Source organism: Acidocella aminolytica 101 = DSM 11237, assembly GCF_900129125.1.
GTDB lineage: Bacteria > Pseudomonadota > Alphaproteobacteria > Acetobacterales > Acetobacteraceae > Acidocella > Acidocella aminolytica.
The window spans coordinates 88,712-106,445 of record NZ_FQVJ01000009.1 but is presented as its reverse complement, the minus strand read 5'-3'; the positions used below and the strand labels follow the sequence as shown (position 1 = coordinate 106,445).

13 protein-coding genes, 1 tRNA gene and 1 riboswitch are annotated in these 17,734 nt (G+C 62.0%); of the genes, 5 read left to right on the top strand and 9 right to left on the bottom strand.

Features of this window, described 5'->3' with window-relative positions:
* Nucleotides 1-8: 8 nt before the first annotated feature.
* The 7 genes from coxB to BUB54_RS06945 form a co-directional block, all read right to left on the bottom strand.
* Nucleotides 9-923, bottom strand: a complete 915-nt coding sequence (gene coxB, locus BUB54_RS06975; RefSeq protein WP_082075722.1) for a cytochrome c oxidase subunit II — start codon at nt 921-923, stop codon at nt 9-11.
* Between the two features lie 148 nt (nt 924-1,071).
* The gene (locus BUB54_RS06970; RefSeq protein WP_082075717.1) at nt 1,072-1,827 is read right to left on the bottom strand and encodes a cupredoxin domain-containing protein; all 756 of its coding nucleotides are present in this window, start codon (nt 1,825-1,827) and stop codon (nt 1,072-1,074) included.
* Between the two features lie 65 nt (nt 1,828-1,892).
* Complete coding sequence (locus BUB54_RS06965; protein ID WP_241869423.1) at nt 1,893-2,651, bottom strand: lysophospholipid acyltransferase family protein; 759 nt, start codon at nt 2,649-2,651, stop codon at nt 1,893-1,895.
* A gap of 11 nt (nt 2,652-2,662) precedes the next feature.
* A complete protein-coding gene (locus tag BUB54_RS06960) occupies nt 2,663-3,712 on the bottom strand; it encodes a rhamnan synthesis F family protein (RefSeq protein WP_082075718.1) in 1,050 nt (349 codons plus the stop codon).
* A 4-nt stretch (nt 3,713-3,716) separates the two neighbouring features.
* The gene (locus BUB54_RS06955) at nt 3,717-5,699 is read right to left on the bottom strand and encodes a class I SAM-dependent methyltransferase (RefSeq protein WP_048879616.1); all 1,983 of its coding nucleotides are present in this window, start codon (nt 5,697-5,699) and stop codon (nt 3,717-3,719) included.
* Nucleotides 5,696-7,399 carry a methyltransferase domain-containing protein gene (locus BUB54_RS06950; protein WP_052948408.1) on the bottom strand — a complete coding sequence of 568 codons (1,704 nt, stop codon included), beginning with the start codon at nt 7,397-7,399 and terminating at the stop codon, nt 5,696-5,698. Before BUB54_RS06950 ends, BUB54_RS06955 begins: the two co-directional genes overlap by 4 nt.
* A 45-nt stretch (nt 7,400-7,444) precedes the next feature.
* Entirely contained in the window at nt 7,445-8,758 is a 1,314-nt protein-coding gene (locus tag BUB54_RS06945; protein WP_048879698.1) for a UDP-glucose dehydrogenase family protein, read from the bottom strand.
* A 128-nt stretch (nt 8,759-8,886) separates the two neighbouring features.
* Between BUB54_RS06945 and BUB54_RS06940 the strand changes: the two genes are divergently transcribed.
* The gene (locus BUB54_RS06940; RefSeq protein ID WP_048879618.1) at nt 8,887-9,960 is read left to right on the top strand and encodes a glycosyltransferase family 4 protein; all 1,074 of its coding nucleotides are present in this window, start codon (nt 8,887-8,889) and stop codon (nt 9,958-9,960) included.
* Between the two features lie 32 nt (nt 9,961-9,992).
* Here the strand turns inward: BUB54_RS06940 and metZ are convergent, their stop codons facing one another.
* The gene (gene metZ / locus BUB54_RS06935; protein WP_175556475.1) at nt 9,993-11,177 is read right to left on the bottom strand and encodes an O-succinylhomoserine sulfhydrylase; all 1,185 of its coding nucleotides are present in this window, start codon (nt 11,175-11,177) and stop codon (nt 9,993-9,995) included.
* 58 nt (nt 11,178-11,235) lie between these two features.
* Nucleotides 11,236-11,334: riboswitch (SAM riboswitch) on the bottom strand.
* Nucleotides 11,335-11,389: 55 nt separating this feature from the next.
* Between metZ and BUB54_RS06930 the strand changes: the two genes are divergently transcribed.
* The 3 genes from BUB54_RS06930 to BUB54_RS06920 all read left to right on the top strand — a co-directional run bounded on the left by BUB54_RS06930 (nt 11,390) and on the right by BUB54_RS06920 (nt 13,356).
* Nucleotides 11,390-11,463 (top strand) — tRNA-Gly (locus tag BUB54_RS06930).
* A gap of 85 nt (nt 11,464-11,548) precedes the next feature.
* Nucleotides 11,549-12,661, top strand: coding sequence for an acyltransferase family protein (locus BUB54_RS06925; RefSeq protein WP_048879619.1), 1,113 nt, complete (start codon nt 11,549-11,551; stop codon nt 12,659-12,661).
* Nucleotides 12,662-12,810: 149 nt separating this feature from the next.
* The gene (locus BUB54_RS06920; protein ID WP_048879620.1) at nt 12,811-13,356 is read left to right on the top strand and encodes a hypothetical protein; all 546 of its coding nucleotides are present in this window, start codon (nt 12,811-12,813) and stop codon (nt 13,354-13,356) included.
* Nucleotides 13,357-13,359: 3 nt separating this feature from the next.
* On the opposite strand, the gene hrpB is transcribed toward BUB54_RS06920, so the two are convergent.
* A complete protein-coding gene (hrpB, locus tag BUB54_RS06915; RefSeq protein ID WP_048879621.1) occupies nt 13,360-15,747 on the bottom strand; it encodes an ATP-dependent helicase HrpB in 2,388 nt (795 codons plus the stop codon).
* Nucleotides 15,748-15,795: 48 nt separating this feature from the next.
* On the opposite strand from hrpB, the gene BUB54_RS06910 reads away from it, so the two are divergent.
* Complete coding sequence (locus BUB54_RS06910; RefSeq protein ID WP_158320132.1) at nt 15,796-17,688, top strand: protein-disulfide reductase DsbD family protein; 1,893 nt, start codon at nt 15,796-15,798, stop codon at nt 17,686-17,688.
* The last annotated feature ends 46 nt before the right edge of the window (nt 17,689-17,734 follow it).

The following is a 17,734-nucleotide window of genomic DNA, read 5'->3' as shown; positions in this document are numbered from 1 at the left end:
CTAGCTCCTCAGGGCGTGGCGTCAGCCAACTGATTACGGGGCATGGGCGAAGACAGCGGCGGGCGGGCGTCGTTCTGCGTGTAATTGGCCAATGCCTGCTTCGTCCAGGCCAGATAATCCTTCATCGGCACTGCCTTGATCTCGATGGGCATGGAATCATGCCCTAACCCGCAAATCTGGTTGCACTGGCCATAATAGGTGCCGGGCTTGGTAATGGTGGTCCAGCTTGTCAGTTCGGTGCCAGGAATTGCATATTTCTGTACCCCCAGAGACGGCAGATAAAACCCGTGCAACACATCCGCGCTGGTAATCACAAACCGGATCTTCTTGCCCACCGGCAGCACCATCGGGTGATCCACCGAAAGCCGGCGGATCTCACCGGGCTTAATCTCATCATCGGGGATCATATAGCTGGTATAATCGAGCCCCGGCACAGAATTATACTTATATTCCCAATACCATTGATGCCCAGTGACCGTGACCGTCATATACGGGTTGCCGGTATCCGCCTCATAATAGATCAGATTGATAGAAGGTACGATAATCGCCACCAGAATCAGGCAGGGCACCACAATCCAGACAATCTCGATCAGCGTATTATGCGTGGTCTTGCTGGCCTTGGGGTTCCGCGAGGCCCGGAACCGGACCATCACATAGCCCATCAGCAGCGCCACAAACCCAACCACCCCGGCCATAATCCAGAGCACATATTTCATCAGCCAATCGATCCTGGCCTGCATCGGGCTACCCGCTGCGGGAAACCACATCTGCCAATCATGCGGCGCATCAACATATTGGTTCGCCGCCGCCGTCGGATTCGGCGCTGAGGATTGCGCCCAGGCCCCATGCGCCTGCACCAGAAAAATTGCCGTCAGCACGAGCAAGCCCGTCAGCCTTAGGGCTGATACATCTCTCCGCTTCATTATGCTGCGTCCCGCATTATTATTCATGGCCGTTTCCAAGCCTTCTTATGATCTCAGAAATAGAATCCGGACCGGCCAAGATCAAGCTAAATGCAAGGCTGCTCCATTGTGCGTCAGTTTCGGAGTAAAAATAACGAACCATCAGCGTTCAGGGTGCCTTGGCTCCCGAGTTCGCCAGGGTTTGCGCCACCCAGGCCTGATAATCCTTCAGCGGCACGGCTTTAATCTCAATCGGCATCTGCGGATGATTGGTGCCGCAGATCGAGCTACTATGCCCTTCATAAATCCCGGGTTTTTCAATGATCGTCCAGCCATTCAGCAGCGCGCCGGGCACGGCATAAATCTGCACCCCCAACTGCGGCACAAAAAACCCATGCAACACATCCCCGCTGCTCACCAGAAACCGCACCTTCTTACCCACTGGCAACATCAACGGATGATCCACACCTCCTGTCTTTTCAACCACATGGCTAGCAAAGCCCAGCCCGGCCTCAGAAACATAATCGTAATCCCAGTACCATTCATGGGCCGTAACACTCACCGTCACATAAGGCGGTTCATCATTATGGTAGATCAGCTCGATCGCGGGCACCACGAGAAAGACCAGCAGCACCAGCGGCAGCACAATCCAACTCAGGGCAGTCAAAGTCTCCGGGCGCATACGCCGCCCAGCAAGCCCTTTCCGCATCCCCCAACGCAACAGCAGATAAGCCAGGATAAACAGCCCCAGCCCCAGAACCCCCAACACCACCCACAGCACGCCATGCAGCAGCAAACCCAGCTCGGCGCTCATGAAGCTACTGGCGGAGGTCGGCGCCGCAATGTCCGTCGCCGCAACAGCGGGCCACGCCGCCGCCAGAGCCAAAACCACCCCGGCCCACATCCAAAATCCACGTTTTATCATGCTGCTCTTCCGGCCATACCGGAGCTGATAGCCGCTTCCGTCTCGGTCCGGCAGAGGGGGTACCGTCAAGTCTGAGGTGCGTCGCGCCCCTGCCGTAAACGCGCCGCATTGGCGCTGATCGTCTGCTCCATCATCAGGCTCAGCGCCTTGCGGTTGGCAAAACTGCCCGGCGGCAACGGCTCGCCGAACATAATCGTCGCGCGCACCCCGCGCCGGTGCAAAAGCGGCTTCAAATGCGGGGCCAGGTCCATATCCCCATACCAAGCCACCAGCGGCCGGTCGAAACGCCGCACCGGCTGCCCCTCCAGCTCGTCATAAACCACCGTCACCGACTGCACCCAGGGCTGCGCCTCACCAAAAGCCAGAGTAAAAAACGCCGAGGAAAACGGCAGCACACGGTTCCCGTCCGAGGTCGTCCCCTCAGGAAACAATATCACATTATCCCCGCCCCCCAGCCGCGCCGCCAACAAGCGCTGCTCCCGCGCCACGGTCTCACGGCTGCGCGAGACAAAAATCGTCCGCCCCAGCTTGGCGACAATACTAACCCCCGGCCACTGCCCAATCTCCGCCTTGGCCACAAAACAGCCTGGCAGCGTCGCCCCCAGGGCCACAATATCAAGCCAGGAGCAATGATTGGCGATAAACAAGGTCGGCCGATGGGGCGAGCATGGCCCAATCACCCGACGCCGCATCCCTATAATCCGCGCCACGCCCCGCCAATAAACCCGCGCGAACCACGCCTTGCCCCCCCCCGGCAGCAACAACAGCACCGCCTGCAAACAGGCCGCCGGTATCGTCCAGAGCAGAACGGCGACCAGACGCAAAGAAAACCGGTTCAGGGCGCCTTCCCCTTCAGCATCAACCGCAACTCCCGGCGAATCGGCTCCGGGTCAGCCCCCAACGTCTCCCGCACCAGTTCGGCCCAATCACCAACGTCCTGCACCCGGCTCGGATTATCCCGCAACAATTCCCGTTTGATAAACGGAAACCCCGCCAGGAGTAGTTGCCGCCAAAGGTCCGAGGTTGGGTTCAAAGCCACCCGTTCAGCCATCCTCTCGCGGATATGCAGTAATTGTTTTCGGCGCATCGCATACAGCGGGTCCACCTTACCCAGATCCGTCTCGTCTTCCTCAAGCAGGCGGCTCAACGCATCTCGCCCGGCCATGGCGGTCAAGGCCTCATAATTCCACAGCGCGGCACAACGCAGCCCCGCCCGCATCATCGCTTGCGTCACACCAACCTCATAACGTTTCACGATGTAGGTTTTCATCGGCACCGGGCGCACATTCGCCCAGAACGCCCGAAACCCCGCCGCTCGCAACGCCGCCGGGCCGAAGGCCAGAAAAAAAGACTGCAGGTGATACCGTACCTGCCAGCTCTCGGTCAGGCCCCAGACATCAGCCTTGTCGTAATCGATCTGGAGCAGCACATTTCCCAGCGGCAGCAACGGGCCAAACACGCTGTCATTCGCCAGAATCACCTCTTGCGTATCCGCACGCGGTAGCCCCAAATGCTGCAACGCATCCGCCCAGGCCCCAAAATCATACCCAACATTCCGGCGCACCAGCACCGCCGCGCAATGCGCCTGCAACTCGGCCAGCGCCTCGGGCCGCAGCTTGCCGGAATTGGTCACAAACACCACTTCCCGCCCATTGGCTTTGAATTCTTGGATGTAATGCAGCACCTGCGGCCGTACCGCACCGCCCCGGTCAAAATGAATAAACAGCACCAAACGCGGCCCGAGCTTAATCTCCCCTTGCGGCCACGCGCTGATAATCTGCTTCTGCGTACGTAACCGCCCCAGCCCCACCGCCACCGGCACCACCAGCAGCCATTTGACCTGAGACAGAAAAGTATAAATCCACGCCTTCAAACGCCGGTTCATGATGTCACTTGTGACCCAACAGCTCTTTCAAATCCTCCGGCGCCCCCGCATCCGCCAAAACATAAGTCTTTAACAGTCCGTGAACCTCATTATTCCGGCCAAGCCGCTGCAACGCCACCACCTCACCGCGCAAAGCTGGCCAGAAAAGCGGCGTTTCGACATCCTGCCTATGCCGGGCCAACGAATCACGCAACCGCGTAAAGCTGGCGGCACTGCGCGGCCATGTCTCCTGGTCCTGGAGAAACAGCACGCCCACCGCGAATAACGCGTCCCGCTCAGACTGCTCATAGGGCGGCCTCATGGCCAGCAGATAAGGCTCAACCTGAATCAGTAAACTCTTGGCCGCAGCAAAAGCCTGACCATTCACCAGCGTCACGAACGCCCCCAGAACCAAAGCCTTCGCCCGCGTCCTATCCACCCCAGCCTCCAAAACCAGCGCCAGCCGTTCAGGCACAGCTACCAGCCCTTCCGCTTGGTTCATGCTGAGATAAAGCGACGTCAACCGCACATCCTGCCGCAAGGCTTCGGGCAGATCCGCGTCCAGGGTCAAGCTCTCCAGCGAATCTCGCAACCGAGACGCCGCCTCATACGCCCCCGCATTCACTAACCCCACAAAACCGCGCCAGCCCGTAAGCCCATCTCCCAGCGCCAGCAACTCGGTCACCACCGCCTGCCGCCCAGCCTCGGCATCGCACAGCAGCAGTTCCTTGTGCAGCGCTTCCGCAATGCTGGAAGACAGCCAATCATCCCCCAAAGCCCGCTTGGCCAGCGCCGCCTGCAAAGCCGCCACCGCTTCCAGCGCCAGCACCATCAGCGACCGCACCGTTTGGCGCGACGCCCCCCGCGCCAATAATTGCATGGACCTGGCAAACAGCATCATACCAAGCCCGAACGGCATCTTGTTGCCCAGCTCCATCAAGGTCGCCGTGGCCGCTCCATCCGGCAGCGCGTCCAGCGCATCCAGCCTGTATCCAAACCGCGCCAAAGTCCCTTCATTCAACGACGCCCAGGCCGCCTCCGCCGCCGCATCGTCCCCATCATTCACGGCATCGAACAACGCCCGTCCGGCAAAACCAAACTGGATATCCCCCCCCAGCGGCGCCCGCGCGGCCCGCGCTTCCATATAACGCCGGTACAACTGCCAAGCCGTGCACTCATCCTCATCCAGCACCAACGGCGCGGGCGAAGCATAAGCCACCAGCGCTGAGCGTTTCTGGACTACCCGCACATGTGCGAACCCGGCCAGAACCAACGCCTGACGCAGACTTTGCGCACTATGCAGCATCACATGTCGGTTCGGCACAATCAGCCTGTCCAGCTCCAGCGCCGCCAGTTCAGGGCCAATATACTCCACCGCCGGAGTGGTCAGCATCAATACCCCGTCCTCGGCTACGGCCTGCCGCATTAGCTCCAAAAATCCGCGCGGCTCCTCCAGATGCTCAATCAGCTCCGTCGCGACAATCACATCCCACGGTCCGCCAGCGAGCGTCTCCGCCATGAACATGCCCTGGACAATTTCCAGCCCCAGCGTCTCCCGCCCCACGCGGGCCAAGGGCGACGGATCATACCCCACCCCTTGCCAACCCTTGCCATGCACGCAGAAATCCAACCCAAAGCCATAGGCCCCGCCAATTTCCAGAGCCCGGGTCCCGGGAGGCTTCATAATCGGGGCCAGAGCGGCCGCAATCGGCCACGTCCCCACGCCCATCTGCGCATAATAACCCGGCCAACCGATCTCGATCAGTTCGTCATCCCCGTAATCGACATGCGGCAACTCATCCGCAAACAGCACGGTGCAGCCGGGACAACGCTGCAAATGGTAAAACAGGCTCTCCCGGGGCGAGCGGTAATCAACCTCCAAAACCTGCTCCACCGTGCCCTGCACGCCGCAATTTGGGCAGGTCGCAGTCGCTTTGCGTCTATCCAGCCACTCAATAACCGTAAACGCGCTAATCCGGCATTTCCCCTTCGGCGCTGCTGGCATCATGCAAACAATTCCGGGACACGTTGCTTCAGCGCCTCATTCAACTCGGCCCGGCGTTCCCACAACGCCCGGTACCAGTCAGACCGCGCCTGGACCTGGTAAGCCATCATGCGGTTCTGCGCGACATAAGCGCGAGCCGCATCCGCGATCCGCCGCGTCGCCTCCGGATAGGCCAGCAACCGCAGCAGCGTCGCGCGTAACTCCGCCGGGCTACGGAACAGCACGCCGGTCGTTCCATCCTGGATCGAGCCTTCATAAACCACATGACTAGCCAGCGCGCAGACCCGCGCCGCACCGGCCTCAATGAATTTCAGATCCGACTTGGCACGGTTGAACGGGGTATCCCCAAGCGGCATGAAGCTGATATCCGCCGCCGACAACTCATTGAGATAGCTAGCATAATCCACCAACTCCGGCTCAAAGCTTTTATGCGGCGTCTCCAGCGCGTTAAAGAACGCTTCATCAAACACCACCCGGAATCGTAGCCTGTCCCCCACGGCCCTCGCCACCTCGTTCAGTACCGGCATCAGCGGCGCCCAGTCCTTCTGCCGGTTCAGCGCGCCAAAGAACATCGTCAGATGTTCGGTGTCCTGAAAATTCCGTACCCGGGGCAGCTCGAACACGGCATTCGGGAACACCGCCAGCTCGGCATTTTCCCGCAGCAGCGCCTCAGCCAGCGTGGGCGTGCTGGTCTGCACTGCATGCACCCCCCTAAATGTCAGCAAATCCTCCATCTTCACCCCGCGTTCTTCCATGAACATCGGGTGATCGTCGAACTCACTCACTACCACATAATCCTGCTTCAGCAGCGCGCGAACTCGTGCCAGCCCAGCCTCTCCTACCAGCAAAGGCCGGTGCAGAATGGCAATACGCGGCGCCTCCGCCAGACGCGGACGCAAATCCTGCTCGGCGATAATGCTGGTCAGCAGCGCGCTGTCCGTCCGCAAAGCGCGCAGCGGCTCCACCACTCGCACATCAGACACACCGCCCTGCGGGGCCAGCATGGTGGCATTCACCTCCAGCCTTTGCTGCACGACCTTGCGCGCCCGCCAGATCACCTGCAACGGCGCGCAGCGGTTGAGATATTCCTTGGGATCAACCCCCAAAGTCTCCAGCGCGGGGGCCATCGCGGCGGTGAATTTCTCTGCGGGCCCCAGCGCAATCGGCCGGGGCGCGGCGTCAGACAACTCCAGCCCGGCATCCGTCAGTGCCCGGGCCATAGTGCGCGGGGTGAACCAGCGCAGATGCGTGCGGTCGAACAACCCCTGCTCGTCATAATCGAAATTGCCAGTCAGAACCCTCGCCACAAAGCTCCAATGCTCAATATTCGGCATACAGACCAGCACGGTACCATGCGGGGAGAGATATTTGGCATGCTCCTTCAGCACCGCCCAAGGGTCGGTCAGATGCTCCAGCACATCGCCATAAATAATGCAGTCAATGCCGTCCGGCACCTCGAAGGGCATCTGGGTTTTTTCCACATCCCCGACAAACACTTCAGATAGGCGCGCCTGGGCATGGCTGGCGGCTTCCTTATCCATCTCAATGCCCAGAACCCGGCAGACCGGGTTTCGGCGCAGATAATCCGCCCCCAACGCCCCGTGCGCGCAGCCCACATCCAGAATGGTGCGGGCACTCAGGGGTATCTTCTCAAGCAGTTCAGGATTGGCAAAATCGGGGTAATGCGTGTGCGAAGCGTTCAAGCTGTCAATCCTCATACGGCTCGGGATTCAGGATGGAATACAGGCTTATGTCTCAGGCCGGCCGATGCTGGCATAGCTAAAGCCCGCCGCGCGCAAAGGCGCCGGGTCATAAACATTACGAAAATCGACCACGACGTTACCGCGCATCAATTCCTTCAGCCGAGCGGGCGCCAAAACACGGAATTCGTTCCATTCCGTGATCAGTACAAGCGCATCCGCCCCGGTCAAGGCTTCGGCCGAACTCTCCGTCAGCACCACACTCTCGGGCAGCAGGGGTCGGGCGGTCTGAATAGCTTCGGGGTCAAAGGCCTGAATCCGCGCCCCGCGCGAGACCAGCCCGCGAATCAGCGGCAAAGCGGGTGATTCACGCATGTCATCCGTCTCGGGCTTAAAAGCAAGGCCCAGCACCGCGATCACTTTATGCTGAACATCCCCGCCACAAGCCGCCACCACACGTGCGGCCAACCCTTCCTTGCGGGCATCATTCACCGCCACTACAGACTGCACCAGCCGGGACGGCGCGCCCGCCTCCTCGGCAATGCGCATCAGCGCCAACGTGTCCTTGGGGAAGCAGGAGCCGCCAAAGCCCGGCCCAGCGTGCAGGAATTTTTTCCCAATCCGCCCATCCAGCCCAATGCCGCGCGCTACGTCATTCACATCCGCGCCCACCTTCTCGCAAAGATCGGCCATTTCGTTGATGAAGGTGATCTTCATCGCCAAAAACCCGTTGGCGGCGTATTTAATCAGCTCCGCCGTCTCCAACCCGGTAAACACGATCGGGGTTTCCAGCAGGTAAAGCGGCCGGTAAAGCTGACGCAAAACCTCCCGCGCGCGGTCGCTCTCCGCCCCCACCACCACACGGTCCGGCCGCATGAAGTCGGTGATCGCGCTGCCCTCGCGCAGAAATTCGGGGTTGGAGGCCACCTCCACCGCCAAGTCAGGTCGCAATTCGCGCACCATCTCCAGAATTTTCCGCCCGGTGCCGACCGGCACGGTGGATTTGGTTACAATCACCGCCGGATGGTCGAGCACCTTCAGCACCTGTTCCACCGCCGCGAACACATAAGTCAGGTCCGCATGGCCATCGCCGCGCCGCGTGGGGGTGCCGACAGCAATAAAAATCGCCTCAGCCCTCTCGATCGCGTCTTGCAGCTTCACCGGAAATGTCAGCCGTCCAGCCGCGGCATTGCCCGCCACCAGCTTGTCTAGCCCCGGCTCATAAATGGGTATCTGCCCCTCGAGCAGCATCTGGCGCTTGGTGGGGTCAGCCTCGTAAACCGCCACCTCCACGCCGAATTCCGCGAAACAGGCGCCCGAGACAAGCCCGACATAGCCGCCCCCGATAATCGCGATTCTCACCCCAGCCACTCCGCTCCGGTATGGTTCCGTCTTGCTTCTGGCGCGGGGGCGCGGGGGCTGCAAGCCCTGTATTTCTGAAATCCCGGCATCTTCAAATTTCATGCCGTTTCAGCCATGGTCCGCGCCACATGATTCTCACGACCCTTACCGCTTTGTCATTGCCGCGTCATCTCGCCCTGATGGGCGGGCTCGCGATTTTTTCGGGCATTATTGTCCGGGTCATGATCACTATTGGCGTGCCGGACCACCCAGACGCCCGAAAAGCCCACAGCACCACCACCCCCAAATCCGGCGGGGTGGGAATCGTCTGCGCCTTCCTGCTTGGCGTGCTGCTGCTCTACCGCTACGCCCAGGTGTCACGAATCGCGGAGCCGTATTTCATCGGCGTGATCGCCGCGGCCGTGCTTATAGCGCTGGTGTCGCTGTTAGATGACATTAAGAACATGCCCTACAAGGTCAAACTTGGCGGGCAATTCGTCGCGGCCCTCACCGCCGTGGCCTCCGGCCTGTGGCTGCACAGCATCGCCCTGCCTTATTGGGGCTATGTCGATCTCGGTTGGGCTGGCCTGCCGCTGACAGTTGGGTTTCTGCTGTTCGTCACCAACTCGATGAATTTCATCGACGGGCTGAACGGCCTCGCCGCAGGGGTCACGCTCATCTCCTGCCTGTTTTTGGCGGGAATTGCCGGGGTGCTGGGCGGATTTTTCATATATACCGCCTCCTTGCTGCTGGCGGGTGGGGTGCTGGGATTTCTGCCTTTCAACTACCCCAAGGCGCGGATTTTCATGGGCGATGTCGGCAGCCAGTTCTGCGGCTTCATGCTGGCTTTGTTCGGCATCGCCGCCGCGCGGTTTGAGCAGGTTCAGCTCTCCTTCCTGCTGGTGCCGTTTCTGCTGTCAGGCGTGTTGTACGATGTCAGCTTCACGCTGGTCCGGCGCCTGCTGGCGGGTGAAAACATTGCCCGCGCGCATAATGGCCATCTGTACCAGGTGGTGCGCCGGGCGGGCATGAACGCCGAAACCGTCGCCATCATCCATTGGCTGTTCGCGGGGCTGGGCGGTCTTACCGCCATTGCCTTTATCAGCACCCCCTCCATGCCCCGACTCTGGATCGGGCTGGTGCCGTTGCTGGTGCAGGCGGTCTGGACCTTCTATGTCGCCGCCCGCGCCCGCCGCGCGGGGCTGGGGCGTTGGTCCAAATAAAAAAGGCCGGGGGATCACCCGGCCTCTCAGGCTTAAACCTGATCGAGCGCCTGGGTCAGATCCTCGATCAGATCCCGCGCATCCTCCAGCCCCACCGAGAGGCGGATCGTGCCATCGGTAATGCCGAGCTTGGCGCGTTCCCCTGGGCCGATCTTCATGTGGGTCGTGGTGGCCGGGTGCGTGGCGAGGGATTTGGTGTCGCCCAGGTTATTCGAAATCGTGATAATCCGGAACGCGTTCATCATGCGGAACGCCTCCGCCTTGCTCCCCTTCAGCTCAAACGCCACCAGCGTGCCGCCGCCGCTCATCTGGCTCATCGCCAGTTCACGCTGCTTGAAGGAGTCCAGGGTCGGATACAAGGCGCGCTGGATTTTCGGATGCCCCTCTAGGAACCGCGCCACGACCTCGGCGTTTTCGCTCTGTGCCTTCACGCGCAGTTGCATCGTCTCCAGCCCCTTGAGGATCACCCAGGCATTGAAGGGCGAGATAGACGGGCCGGTATTGCGGAAGAAGGGCTGGAACACTTCCTCGATCCATTTTTTGGAGGACAGCACCGCCCCGCCCAGCACGCGACCCTGGCCGTCCATGTGCTTGGTGGCGGAATACACCACCACATCCGCGCCCAGCTCCAGCGGCTTTTGCAGCAGCGGGGTGGCGAACACATTATCCACCACCACAATCGCCCCGGCCTCGTGCGCCAGCGCGGAGACGGCGCGCAGGTCCACAATGTCCAGCATCGGGTTGGAGGGGCTTTCAAGCAGAACTAGGGCGGCAGGCTGACTCAGCGCAGCTTTCCAGCCTTCCAGATCCCCGCCATCCACAAACACGCTCTCAATGCCGTATTGCGGCAGCAGGGTGGAGATGATCCAGTGACACGAGCCGAACAAAGCCCGCGAGGCCACAACACGGTCCCCGGCCTTGATCCCGCACATCACCGCCGCATGAACCGCCGCCATGCCGGTGGCCGTGGCGCGGCAGGCCTCGGCACCGTCAATCTTGGCCAGGCAGTCCTGGAGCATTGTCACGGTCGGGTTGGCGAAGCGGGAATATTGATAATGGTCGGCCTGGTTGGCGAACACAGACTCGGCCATCTCCGCGCTTTCATAGGTGAAGCCGGAGGTCAGGAAGAGGGCTTCGCCGTTCTCCTCCAGATTGGTACGGATACGCCCGGCATGGATCAGATCCGTGGCGAGGCGGGTTTTCAGCGGTTCGGACATTGTTCGTGGCCCAATCTTAAAAACAACGCGTTCATCCGGCCACAGGAGAACCCGGCACGCAACCGTGCCGCAAGCCTCTTTAGCGCGCTTATTTTGCCTCTCCCCCGCAAGGAAGCCTCGCCGCAATCCGGCCGGACAAATCGCGAGGTGCATTTGGCGTACGCCGCATGGCTTGCGCGGTCAATGCCATCGGATTATGAACGCCCTCGCAGGCGGGTATGATGTAATGGTAGCCTGTCAGCTTCCCAAGCTGAATGCGCGGGTTCGATTCCCGCTACCCGCTCCAATTTTCCCCTCAGTTGATTCCGCTGCCACTTCCCCCCTAAGTGCTGCCCGGCGAAAGAGGCAACCAAATAAGGCGGCACGAACAGATGGCGATAACGCAAACAGAGCCTGGTAAGGCAGCCAAAGAAAAGCTGTACACGCTGGAATTAGGCCGGTTTCTGGCAGCTTCCGTGGTGGTGCTCACCCATTGGCTGCCGGAGGTGAACAGCCACGCTAGGGCAGGGCAACAGATTTTTGGCGGATTCGCGGCCCCCGGTGCGCTGGGGGTGCAATATTTCTTTGTGCTCTCCGGGTTTGTGATGGCCAGCGCGCATCATCAGGATTTCGGCCGTCTGACCTCGCCGCTTAAATTCTGGTGGCGGCGCGCCTGCCGGATTTATCCGGTTTACTGGCTGGCGCTGTGCATTCCCGCTTACTACCTCTACGGCTTCATGACGCCGGATTTCAGTTTCCGGCTCTTCTCGCTGGTGCCATGGAGCAATGCCGAATTCATCGCCCCGGCCTGGACCTTGCGGTATGAGATGTCCTTTTACATTATGTTCGGCCTCGCCTTGCTGCCTTATATCGGCCGTCCGATTCTGGCCTTGTGGATTTTCGCCGTGTTCTGGCGCTGGGCGCCACATGGGCTGTTGGGCATATTGCATCTGCCCCCGCCTTATCTGATCAACAAACTCTCCAGCGGCTGGGCGGATAAATTCACGGCCTATCAGGATTTCTATTTCTTCGCCGGATTGCTGGCGGGTATTCTGGCCGTGAAATGGCGGCCAGGAGTAACATGGAGCGCGGTGCTGACCGCCTTTGGGTGTATCGCTGGGCTGCTTGCCCTGCCGTATATCAAATGGGGCGATGCGTATGGCCCCCCGGCTTTTGTGATGGTGTTCTGCCTCGTGCTGGCCGCTTTGCTGCTTGGCGTGGCCGGGCTGGAGCGCAATGGAAAGCTGCGCCTGCCGCGGCTCGCCGCAACTCTGGGCGCCCTCTCCTATCCGCTTTATATTTTGCACACACCGCTGATGCTGGTGTTCCACGCCAATGCCGCGCATCTCAGATTCGGCGGTTTCAGCATGTATTTTCTATTTTTAGCCGGGTTGGTGGTGATTTATGCCGCATCGCAGTTTGTAACCGTTTTCTACGACCAACCCATTCAGAAAGGGTTGCGGCGCTTCAGCCGGGCTGTGGTCCGGCGGCCCGCCACGGCCTGACAGGTTTGAGGGGAAAAGCCATGCACCCCTCAGGTTTTTTCAGAATCGAAAGAAAACCTTAACCCTTCCGCCGCAAAGTTCCGCTCCACGGGGACCAGACAATCCTGGTCCGCCTCACGCAACAGCGAAACAGTTGGAAGGAACCAAGGATGCTTTCGCAAATTAGTCCTGTCTCACCACCGCCCGGTGAACGGCGTTTGGCGCATCGCCAGGAGGTGGAAAATGGCAGCCACCTCGCCCAACGCAGTTTTTTACGCGTGCCTGGGCAAAAGCGCCAGTATAAATGCCGGATCACCAACAGCTCCGCCATTGGCTACCGGGCGGTGATCCTGTCCCCTTCGCCGGATGCCGGGCGGCATTTTGCCGTGGGTCAGGCGCTGATGCTGGAACATAGTGGCGGATGGGCCCGCACCGTGGGGTTGCGCTGGAGCCAGGGCAATATGCTGGGGCTGGAAATTCTCGACCCGGTGACAAGGCTGATTCTAACCGGCGAGCAAGGGGAAAAGATCGTCCATGACTGCCAGCTGCTCGGCACGCATGGGGAGCTGTACCGGGTCAGCCTGCCGGAGCCGCCCGTGCTGTTTGGAGTGTTCACGCTGGAATTGCCGAATGGGGAGAACCTGCCGGTGCGGGTGCGCTGGGCGCTGGCAGACGAAATCTGCTTGCAACTCGCCCAGCCACGCTATCGTCTTTAGTTTTTATTCCCAAGGGCGTTCCGGCCAGTCGTGTTTCGGGTAACGCCCGCGCATGTCCCGACGGGCATCCGCCCAGCCGCCGCGCCAGAACCTAGCCAGGTCGGCCGTGATAGCGATAGGGCGTTGCGCCGGGGAGAGCAGCGCCAGTTGAAGCGGAATTTTGCCGCCCGCCAGAATCGGCGTGGAATCCGTCCCATAAAACACATGCGCCCGGGCGGAGGCAACGGGCACGGGGCCTAAATAATCAATTTTCACCCGCCCGGCTTTGAGGTTCAGCTCCGCGGGCAGGTCTTTATCCAGCCGTACGGCTTGCTCGTGAGAAAGCTGGGCGCGGAGAATCTGGTAGAGGTCCAGGCTTTTTGCTTCTTTCAGGCTAGCCATGCCCGCGAGGTACGGGGCCAACCAATCCTGCACGCTGGCGGCCAGAGCGGGATGGGTCAGGTCGGGGTAGGCCGCATCCAGCCCGCGCATAACCGCCACGCGGGCGCAGAGATTTTCCGCCGCGTCGGTCCAGTCCAACTGGTCCAGGCGAGTGGAGAGCGCCTGGGCTAGGGCGGCCTGGATTTCCTCCGGCGCCGGGGCGGCGGAACGGTCCGCCAACACCAAATTGTCCAGCCGCACCCGCTCCCGAACCGAGACAGCGCCGCTCAACGGCTCAAAGCTCGTATCACGCGTGGTTTTACAGCGGGCGGTCAGGAACGCCGGCAGGTCGTTCACGTCCAGCACCGCGCCGAGGCGGATTTTGGCGCCACGCCCATCCAGCGCCGCCACGGCGATGAGCTTGTGACGGGCCAGCGGGTCCGAAGCCGGCAGATTGCCCGAGCCGCCGCCGGCGAGCCGGTAAGACCCCGGCTCGCCGCGCGCCTGGCCGATCCGGTCCGGGAATCCCGCCGCCACTATGGGCCCGGGAGAGCCAAAGCCGGGGATGCTCCCCACCCCTAAACGGTGGCGATAAATTTTAGCCGCCTGACGCACGCGGGAGAGAATGGCGCGGTCTCCTTCCCCACGCCCGGCCAGGGCCTCCAGCCGCAGGGCCAGGTCCGCCGAGACGGTTTGGAGGAGAAAATCGCGTTCCTCCAGAATCGCGGCAATGTCGGCGGCCAAGGCGCGAGTGGGTTTGTCCTGTGCCGCCAGCATCATCGCAGCGAGGCGCGGTTCAGCCCGCAGGCGGGCCATGTCACGGCCCTGCGGGGTGATCTTGCCAGTGTCGTCCAGCGCTCCCAGCTTGGTCAGCAGGGCTTGCGCGGCTTTCAGCGCGCCCTCAGGCGGGGCGTCCGGGAAGGGCAGATCCGCCGGGGATTCGCCCCAGGCGGCGCAGGCCAAGGCGAGGCCGGACAGTTCAGCAGCGAAAATCTCTGGGCGGTCAAATTGCGCCAGGCCACGATTCAGCGCCTCGCTCCAGAGCCGGATGGCGACACCCGGCCCCAACCGCCCCGCGCGCCCGGCACGCTGGGCGGCGGCAGCGCGGGAGATGCGCTGAGTGGTGAGGCGGGTGAGGCTAGAATTTGTGTCCAACACCGGGGCGCGGCGATATCCGCCGTCGATGACAATTCGCACGCCGGGCACGGTGAGCGAGGTTTCCGCGATGGAGGTGGAGAGCACCACTCGGCGCTCCTGATGCTCACGCAGGGCTTTGTCCTGCGCCTCGCGGGAGAGGTCGCCGTGCAAGGGCAGCACCAGAGCCGGGCAACGGGCAAGCGCCTGCTCCGTCCGGCGGATCTCGGCCATGCCGGGCAAAAAGACCAGAATATCACCCGGATGCTCAACCAGCGCCTCGCGCACCGCTTTGGCAGCGGCGTCCGGCAAGTCACGCAGGGACATCAGGTCCCGCTTGGCGTGAATATGTTCCACGGGGAACTGCTTGCCCTCGCTGGTGATAATGGGCGCTTCCAGCAGGGCGGAGAATTTCTCCGCCTCGGCGGTGGCAGACATGGCGAGGATTCGCAGCTCCGGCCTCAGGCCGCGTTGCAGGTCACGCACCAGGGCCAAGGCGAGATCGGCCTCCAGGCTGCGCTCATGCACCTCGTCAAAAATCACGAGATTCACGCCGGAGAGCCCGGGGTCGGAGAGCAGGCGGGAGGTGAGCAGACCCTCGGTGATGACCTCGATCTTGGTTTTGGGGCCGACGGCGCTGTCCAGACGGGTGCGGAATCCCACACGCTCCCCCGCCTCCTCACCCAGCAGTTCGGCCATGCGCATCGCCGCCGCGCGGGCGGCCAAGCGGCGCGGTTCCAGCAGCAAAATCTTGCCCAGCCCAGCCTCCAGCGCCCGCAGCGGCACCAAAGTGGTTTTGCCCGCACCGGGCGGGGCCACCAGCACGGCGTTGCCGCCTTCGGGCTTTAAGGCATGCAGCAGGTCCGGCAGGGCATCTGTAACGGGAAGGTAAATCATGCCGCGCCCTGGTATCAGAGGCTAGGCTTTTATGCGATGTTCAGGCTCATGCGTTTTCTGCTTCTGCTCGTTTTGCTACTGCTTCCACGCTTGGCCCTGGCGGCAAGCAGCACAGTCTACAGCTCACCCCGCGATGAGGTGCGGCTGATTTCGGCCAGTAATGACGCGCAGAACGGCACGGTGAAGCTGGCGCTGGATTTCACCCTCAAACCCGGCTGGCATATTTATTGGCGCGACCCGGGGGACGCCGGTTTTCCGCCCAGCGTGAGCGCTGAGGCGCCGGTGACGCTGGGGCCTATCGCCTTCCCGGCGCCGGAATTTTTCTCCCAGGCTGGGGTGGGGGCGTATGTGCTGTCCGGCCATGTGGTGCTGCCATTCACCTCCAGCCATGTCAGCGGGAATCAGGTCAGCGTACAGGCGCGCTGGCTGGTATGCTCCAACCAATGCGTGCCGGAACAGGCGCATTTCACCTTAAATTTAACGGGCGGCCCCGCCGCCGAAGCCGGGCTGTTTCCCGCCACGCCGTCCATCGTACCCTCACCCTATGCGGCGCATCTGGCCGCTGATGGCACGCTCAGTCTGACCGGCGTGACCGCCACGCAGGTGAAGGCGGCCCGGTTCTTCCCGGATTCCGCGACTGTTCTGGTGAATGACGCACCGCAGCCGCTCTCTTTCAGCGCGCAGGGGGTGCAGTTGCACCTGAAGCTGGCGGGGAAGCCCCCCGCCGCGCTCTCCGGCGTGCTGGAACTCACCGACCCGAGCGGCCAGACCCAGGCTTTGCGCCTCACCACCACCCCCGCGCCCCCAGCCGCGCATGCGCCCTGGTGGCTGTTGGCCTTGGCGGGCGGGCTAATTCTCAACCTCATGCCCTGCGTGTTTCCGGTGCTGGCGATGAAAGCCGTGGCCTTCGCGCGGATGGGCGGGGCGGCACATGGGCATATAAGGCGCGAGGCGCTGGGCTACACGGCGGGGGTTCTGGTTTCCATGGCAGCCCTGGGCGGAATGCTTTTGGGGCTGCGAGCTGCGGGGATTTCGGCCTTTTGGGGATTTCAGTTCCAGTCCCCGGTTTTTGTAGCGCTGGCGGCCTGGGTGATTTTGGCGGCGGGACTGAGTCTGGCGGGGCTGTTTCATCTGTCCATGCCAGGCTTTATCGGGCGGGTTCCGGCACAACATAGTTTCCTGACCGGGCTGCTGGCGGTGCTGGTGGCCACGCCCTGCACCGCGCCCTTTATGGGAGCTGCCATTGCCGCCGCGCTGGCTCTGCCGCCGCTGCCCGCCATGGGGCTGTTTCTCGCGCTGGGGCTGGGGCTGGCCTTGCCGATTCTGATGATCGCGGCAGTGCCGCATCTGGCCGCCGCCCTGCCCCGGCCGGGACGCTGGATGATGTTAGTGCAGAAGCTGCTGGCCGTCCCGATGTTCGCCACCTTTGTGTGGCTGGGCTGGGTGCTGTTCCAACAGGCGGGCGCACCCGCCTTGGCGCTGCTGGCACTAGGCGCGCTGACTTTGGGGCTGGCCTTGCCGCGCCGCCCGGTTTTCGTGCTGCTGGTGCTGGTGCTGCTGCCGTTTTTCCATGCTGTTCCGGCGCGCCCGGCGTTAACCTTGCCCGGCGCGCAGCCTTATAGCGCATCGGAGTTGGCCGCCTTGCGGGCGCAAGGACGGCCGGTTTTCATCGACCTCACCGCCGCCTGGTGCATCACCTGCCAAGTGAATGAGCGTTCCACCCTGGCCACGGCCCCGGTGCAGCGCTTGTTCAAGGATAAAAACGTGGCGGTTCTGGTGGGGGACTGGACAGACCGCAGCCCCGCCATCACCGCCTTGCTGGCGGCGAATCACCGTGCCGGGGTGCCGCTTTATCTATACTACCCGCCCGGCCAGGAAAGCGCGAAAGTGCTGCCGCAGATTTTAACCCCCGGCATTGTCGCAACGGCGATTTCAAGGTGAATCCGGGACCTAACCATTGCACCAGCCGCCGTTCCGCGCAAAGCTT